This is a genomic window from Aeromonas sp. QDB63 (assembly GCF_027707425.1).
Lineage (GTDB): Bacteria > Pseudomonadota > Gammaproteobacteria > Enterobacterales > Aeromonadaceae > Aeromonas > Aeromonas caviae.
The window spans coordinates 1-7,830 of sequence record NZ_JAPCIS010000060.1 but is presented as its reverse complement, the minus strand read 5'-3'; the positions used below and the strand labels follow the sequence as shown (position 1 = coordinate 7,830).

8 protein-coding genes and 1 pseudogene are annotated in these 7,830 nt (G+C 58.0%); 4 read left to right on the top strand and 5 right to left on the bottom strand.

Going from position 1 to position 7,830, the window contains the following annotated elements:
- Positions 1-180 precede the first annotated feature (180 nt).
- Positions 181-453, top strand: a complete 273-nt coding sequence (locus PG879_RS20185; protein ID WP_004883563.1) for a hypothetical protein — start codon at positions 181-183, stop codon at positions 451-453.
- A gap of 181 nt (positions 454-634) precedes the next feature.
- Here PG879_RS20185 and PG879_RS20180 read toward each other — a convergent pair whose 3' ends face one another.
- Complete coding sequence (locus PG879_RS20180; protein WP_040120329.1) at positions 635-1,639, bottom strand: IS110-like element IS4321 family transposase; 1,005 nt, start codon at positions 1,637-1,639, stop codon at positions 635-637.
- A gap of 227 nt (positions 1,640-1,866) precedes the next feature.
- Between PG879_RS20180 and chrA the strand changes: the two genes are divergently transcribed.
- The 3 genes from chrA to PG879_RS20160 all read left to right on the top strand — a co-directional run bounded on the left by chrA (position 1,867) and on the right by PG879_RS20160 (position 4,379).
- Positions 1,867-3,072: a chromate efflux transporter gene (chrA, locus tag PG879_RS20175; RefSeq protein ID WP_000184001.1), complete on the top strand. Its 1,206-nt coding sequence runs from the start codon at positions 1,867-1,869 to the stop codon at positions 3,070-3,072.
- Between the two features lie 10 nt (positions 3,073-3,082).
- Positions 3,083-3,388, top strand: a complete 306-nt coding sequence (locus PG879_RS20170; RefSeq protein WP_000130000.1) for a PadR family transcriptional regulator — start codon at positions 3,083-3,085, stop codon at positions 3,386-3,388.
- A gap of 226 nt (positions 3,389-3,614) precedes the next feature.
- Complete coding sequence (locus PG879_RS20160) at positions 3,615-4,379, top strand: IS6-like element IS6100 family transposase (RefSeq protein ID WP_001389365.1); 765 nt, start codon at positions 3,615-3,617, stop codon at positions 4,377-4,379.
- A gap of 492 nt (positions 4,380-4,871) precedes the next feature.
- On the opposite strand, the gene mphR(A) is transcribed toward PG879_RS20160, so the two are convergent.
- The 4 genes and pseudogenes from mphR(A) to PG879_RS20140 all read right to left on the bottom strand — a co-directional run.
- On the bottom strand, positions 4,872-5,456 hold the full coding sequence (gene mphR(A), locus PG879_RS20155; protein WP_001137892.1) for a macrolide-binding transcriptional repressor MphR(A): 585 nt from the start codon (positions 5,454-5,456) through the stop codon (positions 4,872-4,874).
- Complete coding sequence (gene mrx(A) / locus PG879_RS20150) at positions 5,456-6,694, bottom strand: macrolide resistance MFS transporter Mrx(A) (protein ID WP_000004159.1); 1,239 nt, start codon at positions 6,692-6,694, stop codon at positions 5,456-5,458. The genes mphR(A) and mrx(A) overlap by 1 nt, the downstream gene beginning before the upstream one ends.
- Positions 6,691-7,596: an Mph(A) family macrolide 2'-phosphotransferase gene (locus tag PG879_RS20145; protein WP_000219391.1), complete on the bottom strand. Its 906-nt coding sequence runs from the start codon at positions 7,594-7,596 to the stop codon at positions 6,691-6,693. Before PG879_RS20145 ends, mrx(A) begins: the two co-directional genes overlap by 4 nt.
- Before the next feature lie 121 nt (positions 7,597-7,717).
- Positions 7,718-7,830 (bottom strand): annotated as a pseudogene (locus tag PG879_RS20140) (IS6 family transposase); the annotation flags it as partial.

Here is a 7,830-nt window from a genome sequence, read left to right as displayed (position 1 = left end):
TCGCGAAATTTCGCAGTCGCGACGCCAGAGACCGAGGGTTAGATCATGCCTAGCATTCACCTTCCGGCCGCCCGCTAGCGGACCCTGGTCAGGTTCCGCGAAGGTGGGCGCAGACATGCTGGGCTCGTCAGGATCAAACTGCACTATGAGGCGGCGGTTCATACCGCGCCAGGGGAGCGAATGGACAGCGAGGAGCCTCCGAACGTTCGGGTCGCCTGCTCGGGTGATATCGACGAGGTTGTGCGGCTGATGCACGACGCTGCGGCGTGGATGTCCGCCAAGGGAACGCCCGCCTGGGACGTCGCGCGGATCGACCGGACATTCGCGGAGACCTTCGTCCTGAGATCCGAGCTCCTAGGGATCGCCTCAGAAAACGGAATCTATGGTCACTCCCGTTTTTGCAACACCGATTTTGACGATAAATTGGCTTGCTTGAATCTATCCGGCGTCTGAATGGGATTTTATTCCCGCGCCTCGATGAGTTCCGCGCCTGATGAACCTCCAGAAAATATACGGCTTCAATGAGCCTTTCCGTTTTACAGGTTCCTCAACAGGCCGGTGGGCCGTTAGTATCATCAATATCAGTATTCGCAAAACCAGATCAGTGATTCTTTAAACCGGTGTATTTCTGCCGTTATGCTACATAAGTTTGCTGTCGTGCCGTTAGGGCCCAGGCTATTCTGGCCAGCTTGTTTGCCAGAGCACAAGTGACGACAAAGTTGCTTTTCCTACACAGTAGATCCCTGACCCAATCGGCCAATTTGCCAGACTGGTGTTCCAGTTTTTGTATGAATACCCTGGCACATTGAACCAACAAAGTTCGGATCTTTTTGTTACCTCGCTTACTAATTCCCAGCAATGTCGTCCGACCTCCCGTGCTGTACTGTCGAGGCACTAGCCCTGTTGCCGCCGCAAAGTCACGACTGCTGGCGTACTGCTTCCCGTCGCCAATCTCAGTTGAAATAGTACTCGCTGTCAGTGTTCCGACGCAGGGAATGCTCAGCAAGCGCTGTCCAACCTCATCTTCGTCCAACTTTCGTTTCAACTGGGATTCCAAATCTTTAATCTGCTCAACAAGATAGTGATAATGCTGTTGTAATTTCAGCAATAACTGGCTGAGGTAAAGAGGCAAACTATTGTCCTCAAGAAGGGTACTCAGTCGGCTAATAACGGCAGCTCCTCGTGGAACGCTGATGCCAAATTCCAGCAGAAAAGCATGCATCTGATTGGTTGTTTTTACCTTATCCTGAACCAGGGATTCACGGACACGATGCAGCGCACGCATTGCCTGCTGAGATTCAGTTCTGGGCTGTACAAAACGCATAGACGGACGCGATGCAGCTTCACAAATAGCTTCGGCGTCGACAAAGTCGTTTTTGTTACTTTTAACGAATGGACGGACAAATTGTGGTGATATCAGCTTAGGAAAATGCCCCAACTCTTCCAACTTGCGTGCCATAAAGTGAGAGCCACCACAGGCTTCCATTGCGATGGTTGTAGCGGGGCATGTCGCCAAAAATTCGATTAACTTTGGCCGTGTAAATTTTTTACGGTAAACAGCCTTGCCGCGACGATCTTGGCAATGAATATGGAAAGAGTTTTTACCCAGATCGATACCAATGAGCGCAATGTTTTCCATGATAGTTCTCCGAATGAAAGCCTATCCTCAGCATAGTACCGGGAAGGAGGGAGTGACCATCTCATTAAATAAAGCACGCTAAGCCGTAAGTAAGCGTGCTCCTGTGAAAGCCACAGCTAAAACTGCGTAGTACACATAGAGGTATTTTTTTCTAGATTTATATCGAATTTCGTTATCGAATTTCGCTTATTATTGATCAACTCGTTGCAGATCATGAAGGCGAAAGTATGACGAATAACCCTACCGATGACAGCAGACCATGGTCGGTCTTTCTTATTTTTCTGCGGCTTGGATTGACATCTTTTGGCGGCCCCATTGCGCACTTGGGCTACTTCCGCGCCGAATTTGTCACACGGCGGCGCTGGCTCTCCGAACGGAGCTATGCTGACTTGGTCGCGCTTTGTCAGTTCTTGCCAGGGCCTGCAAGCAGCCAGGTCGGCATAGCGGTAGGACTGTCTCGGGCTGGATACAGCGGGGCGCTGGCTGCTTGGGCTGGCTTCACGCTGCCGTCTGCCATAGCCTTGATCCTTTTTGCGCTCGGCATCTCCAGCTATGGCGATTACGTCTCGCAGGGCGCGTTGCATGGCTTAAAAGTGGTGGCTGTGGCCGTGGTCGCTCAAGCAGTATGGGGCATGGCGCGTAACCTATGCACGGATGGGCTGCGAGTCACCATCATGGCAATTGCTACCTGCGTCGTTTTACTTGTGCCGTCCGCGTGGGGACAGGTTGGCGTGATTGCTATCGCAGGCATCGCAGGCCGGTTATTGTTCAAGCCAGCGAAAGTTGTTGAGCATGACCCCCTACCTATCACGGTCAGTCACCGGGCCGGCGTGCTTTGGCTCTCGCTGTTCTTTGTCTTGCTGATTGGCCTGCCGGTGTTGGCCGAACTGATGCCAAGTCAAACCATGGCAATGGTGGATTCCTTCTATCGTGTCGGATCACTGGTGTTCGGCGGTGGTCACGTTGTGCTGCCATTACTGCAAGCCGAAGTGGTGCCCTCCGGCTGGGTCAACAATGAATCCTTTCTCGCGGGGTACGGGGCAGCTCAAGCGGTGCCCGGCCCTTTGTTCACGTTCGCCGCGTTTCTTGGTGCCTCGATGAACACCGCCCCGTCGGGCTGGATCGGCGGCATTGTGTGTCTGCTGGCTATCTTCGCGCCCTCGTTCTTGCTGGTCGTCGGATCAATGCCATTTTGGGAGCGTTTGCGCCGCAATACAGGCATCCAAGCTGCGCTGGCCGGGATCAATGCCGCTGTAGTCGGCTTGCTGCTGGCCGCGCTGTATCAGCCTGTATGGACTAGCGCCATCTTTCAGCCGCAAGACTTCGGCTTGGCATTAGTTGCCCTTGTCGCACTTATGTTCTGGAAGCTCCCGCCGTGGCTGGTTGTCCTCGGTAGCGGTGCAGCTGGGTGGCTGTTGAGCGTCGCTCTGTGAGGCACAAAAAATGACTGACAAAGACCTCTACGGCGGTTTGATCCGCCTGCACATCCTTCACCATGCAGCCGAGGAACCTGTCTTTGGGCTGGGGATCATCGAAGAGCTACGCCGACACGGCTACGAGATGAGCGCTGGCACCGTGTACCCGATGCTGCACGGCCTGGAAAAAAAAGGCTATCTGACCTCACGCCACGAACGCACCGGGCGACGTGAACGGCGTGTTTATGACATCACTGAACAAGGCAGAACTGCACTTGCTGATGCGAAAACAAAGGTCAAGGAGCTGTTCGGAGAGTTGGTAGAAGGTGGTTGAGTTTTTGCTTCTATGTCAGGTTGAGCTATACCCTAACTGGATTGTCATTTTCAGAAGACGACTGCACCAGTTGATTGGGCGTAATGGCTGTTGTGCAGCCAGCTCCTGACAGTTCAATATCAGAAGTGATCTGCACCAATCTCGACTATGCTCAATACTCGTGTGGGCTCTGTTGCAAAAATCGTGAAGCTTGAGCATGCTTGGCGGAGATTGGACGGACGGAACGATGACGGATTTCAAGTGGCGCCATTTCCAGGGTGATGTGATCCTGTGGGCGGTGCGCTGGTATTGTCGCTATCCGATCAGCTATCGCGACCTTGAGGAAATGCTGGCGGAACGCGGCATTTCGGTCGACCATACGACGATCTATCGCTGGGTCCAGTGCTACGCCCCGGAGATGGAGAAGCGGCTGCGCTGGTTCTGGCGGCGTGGCTTTGATCCGAGCTGGCGCCTGGATGAAACCTACGTCAAGGTGCGGGGCAAGTGGACCTACCTGTACCGGGCAGTCGACAAGCGGGGCGACACGATCGATTTCTACCTGTCGCCGACCCGCAGCGCCAAGGCAGCGAAGCGGTTCCTGGGCAAGGCCCTGCGAGGCCTGAAGCACTGGGAAAAGCCTGCCACGCTCAATACCGACAAAGCGCCGAGCTATGGTGCAGCGATCACCGAATTGAAGCGCGAAGGAAAGCTGGACCGGGAGACGGCCCACCGGCAGGTGAAGTATCTCAATAACGTGATCGAGGCCGATCACGGAAAGCTCAAGATACTGATCAAGCCGGTGCGCGGTTTCAAATCGATCCCCACGGCCTATGCCACGATCAAGGGATTCGAAGTCATGCGAGCCCTGCGCAAAGGACAGGCTCGCCCCTGGTGCCTGCAGCCCGGCATCAGGGGCGAGGTGCGCCTTGTGGAGAGAGCTTTTGGCATTGGGCCCTCGGCGCTGACGGAGGCCATGGGCATGCTCAACCACCATTTCGCAGCAGCCGCCTGATCGGCGCAGAGCGACAGCCTACCTCTGACTGCCGCCAATCTTTGCAACAGAGCCCGCCGTGCTAGTCTGCTCGGTGATGGTGGAGTGAAGCCAACCCGCAATCGGGTTATGAATCTGCATCGCGATTCGCAATCAGCTGTCTCTTGAGCATGTCGAACTCCTGCGATGTTATCTCGCCGTGCTCGTGCTGCTACACCAACTTGTCCAACTCATCCGCCACACCGCTCCCCACCACCTGCGATGGCCAGGTTGTTTGCTGGGCGCATTGGCGGAGTATCGTCTCGACCCGGGACACCCACACCGGCACAACCTTACGGGAGTGATTCACTGTCAAAGAATCGGCCCGGTGCTCTGACGCAAGTATCGGGATGGTCACCATTTGTAAGCCGTAGACCTGAGTGGTGATCAAGACTTCGATACCACCGACCGTACCGGTACTAATCGACGACGGTCGTGTTCGTCGCCTGCCGCAGGGACTCTGCACACCTCCGTTTACGCATGTGCCTGGAGGAGTTGGAAATCGTCGTGTTCGGGAAACATTAAACACAGGATGGCAGCGATCTGAGCCAGCACATGATCAGCTAGCTCACCATCCGGATCGACGGCCCACTGCATCGTCGCGCCAGCGATGACCGAGTGCAGGAGCAACTCAGCTGCCGCAGGAGCACCTGGGGGCAGTCGCTTGCGGATCCCCTCCACCACCGCGCGGTTCCGCTGGATCGCAAGCGTGCGTAGCTCCGGCACCTGGAGCTCGTACCAGGAGATGAGATAGTTCACCGAGAAGTCGTTGCGAGTGTTCATGCTCCGAACGAGCACCTGCAAAAATTCCCAGAGCCCTTGCGGCCCTGCGCCTATCGGTATCGCATTCAGGTAATGCCGCACCTGCTCGACGCCGCGCTCCATCATCCTCACCAGCAGCGTATCGCGGTTGGTGAAGCGCTGGATTAACGCTGCGCGGGAGAGCCCCACCTCCTTTGCTACTCCGCTGAGCGTGAACTCTATGGGACCGCAACGCTTCAGCACTACGGTGGCGGCCTCGAGTACCTCGTCATCGGACTTGAGCTTGGGGCGGGGCATCAGTGTTCACCTTCTGTATGGGTTGGGGCGGAGGCTGTGGCTGCCGCCGCCATTGTAGCAAATTGAAGACGGAGCGAGAGTAGAGCCACGAGCCCCGCAAACACGGCCGATACAACGAGGCCAGGGAGCGGACCAGCAAGGTCGACAAACGCGCCGGCCGCAAGCATAACCATGGGCGAGGCTGACAGCATCACCGCCGAGACCGTGCCGAGTACCCGGCCGAGAAGTTCTGGCGGCGTGCGGTTGTAGATGGCAGCGTTGAGAATGGGAGAGACTGAGCCGGTCAGCAGTCCCACGAGCGCGCCCAACAACATCAGCACCGGCACGCCTGGCAACTGTGAAAGCAGAAGCGAGCCCACCGCAGAGCCACAAAATGCCACCGCCAGCCAGTTCTGCGCTGATATCCGGGCGCCGACCGACGCATGAATGGCAATGCCAAGGAGACCACCAGCCCCCATCATTGAGGAGAACAGCCCGAGCTCTGCTACTTGGCGTCCTGCATCTACAAACAGCGCAGGCATGATGACGCTGCCGTTGGCGCCAACGATGCCCACGAAGATCATCACTATACCAAAGAGAGGGCGCAGCAGGGGTTCGCTCCAGAGAAAAGCGACGCCGGCGCGCATGGAGAGAGTCGCCGTCGTGGTCATCGTCCGAGCGGCACGCGCGGGAAGCACCCACGCGCCGAGCAGACCTGCAAGGACGGAGCAGAACGCCGTCAGCCCGAGCGTTGGCGCAGCGCCAAGCAGGCCGATTGCGGCCCCCCCAAGGGCCGGGCCACCTAGAATCGCGACGTTCCCGATCACCGCTTTCAGTGACGAGACGCGCTCAACGGAGAGCCCGGCGACGTGGCCGAGTTTGGGCAGCTCACTGTCCTGCGCGGCCATACCGGGTGCGTCGAACGCGGCACCGAGCACCACGCAAGCGATCAGCCCAGTGTTCGAGAGGGCGCCAACGGCATCGAGCAGTGGGATGCTCGCCATGGCCACGCCGCCCACCACACCCGAGATCAATGCGACGGGCGCGCGCCCGAACCGATCGACGAGGCCACCACCAACCCACGCGCCGATGATGGTCGCGATGACGCTGCTAGCGGCCGTGGCGCCCGCCCAGGCCGCGCTCTTTGTATGAGACAGGACGAACCATGGAAGCGCGAGGGCCGCCACCGCGTTGCCGATCCGGAAGAGAAAGGTCGCCGCGAACAGCGTCGCGAGCGGGCTATATCGACGTTCGCTCATTCCGCTGCGGCGAGCTGCGCCTTCGCCGCAGCGAGGTACTCTTCGTTACCCGAGTCGAGGGCGAAGAGTGCGTAGGTGACCGCCCCGAACGCAAGGCGCTCCGCGATGTGGTGGGCGAGCCGCGGCCACACCCGGCCACCGGCCGCTTCATACGTGAGGAGGAGCTTCGCGAGCCCCTCTTCACCAAAGACCATAAGGTGCGCGGCCATGTCGATGGCAGGGTCATCAACGCGGGCCTCGCTCCAGTCGATCATCCCGCTGACGCGCTCCGTGTTGTCGATGAGCACATGGCCCACGTAGAGATCGCCATGCACCACCACGGAGAAATCTGGCCACGACGAATCGTCGTCGAGCCAGCGCTGCCACCGGTGGAGGCGCTTGTCGTTCACCACGAACTCGCGTCGGACGCGGTCAACGTCGTCGGCCACCTTCTGACGGGCCTGCGTCGGTGTACGGATGAGCATCCCCGCATCCACGGCGGCGGAAATGGGGACGGCATGCAGGGCGGCGAGCGCGGTCGCGAAGCTCTCCGCGAAGACCTCCGAGTCCTGCGGCACGACCCAGTCGGGCGTGGACGAACCAGGCTGGATGACCATCGCAGTCGAGTCTTCGAGCATGGGATAGGCAACGAGCTCGGCGTTGGCCACGCGCCAGTCCGGCACCGCGAACGGCAGGCGATTCTTGAGCATTGCCAGCACCCGCGCCTCTGGTTCGACCTTCGCGCTTACCTCGGCTCGGCGCGGGATGCGCAGCACCCACCGACGTCCATCGTCGACGGTGGCGATCACGATCCTATAGTCGAGCCCAAGCTCATTGACAGTCAGCGGGCCATGGAGCTTGAGCCCATGTCGGGCTGCAAGTGCGTACAGTTGGGAGGTATCGGCGGTCGTGACTACGGTCATGATTCACTCCTGAGGGCTTGACGGGTTTAGCCACCTAAATGTAACAGTCACGTCGGTTATATTCAATCCGGCACTGTTGCAAAGTTAGCGATGAGGCAGCCTTTTGTCTTATTCAAAGGCCTTACATTTCAAAAACTCTGCTTACCAGGCGCATTTTGCCCAGGGGATCACCATAATAAAATGCTGAGGCCTGGCCTTTGCGTAGTGCACGCATCACCTCAATACCTTTGATGG

What these genes read in the sequence shown, in the direction of transcription:
- PG879_RS20180 (WP_040120329.1), bottom strand. Translation starts at nt 1,639, where the DNA reads ATGGAAAACATTGCGCTCATTGGTATCGATCTGGGTAAAAACTCTTTC.
- PG879_RS20185 (WP_004883563.1), top strand. Translation starts at nt 181, where the DNA reads ATGGACAGCGAGGAGCCTCCGAACGTTCGGGTCGCCTGCTCGGGTGAT.
- PG879_RS20160 (WP_001389365.1), top strand. Translation starts at nt 3,615, where the DNA reads ATGACGGATTTCAAGTGGCGCCATTTCCAGGGTGATGTGATCCTGTGG.
- chrA (WP_000184001.1), top strand. Translation starts at nt 1,867, where the DNA reads ATGACGAATAACCCTACCGATGACAGCAGACCATGGTCGGTCTTTCTT.
- PG879_RS20145 (WP_000219391.1), bottom strand. Translation starts at nt 7,596, where the DNA reads ATGACCGTAGTCACGACCGCCGATACCTCCCAACTGTACGCACTTGCA.
- PG879_RS20170 (WP_000130000.1), top strand. Translation starts at nt 3,083, where the DNA reads ATGACTGACAAAGACCTCTACGGCGGTTTGATCCGCCTGCACATCCTT.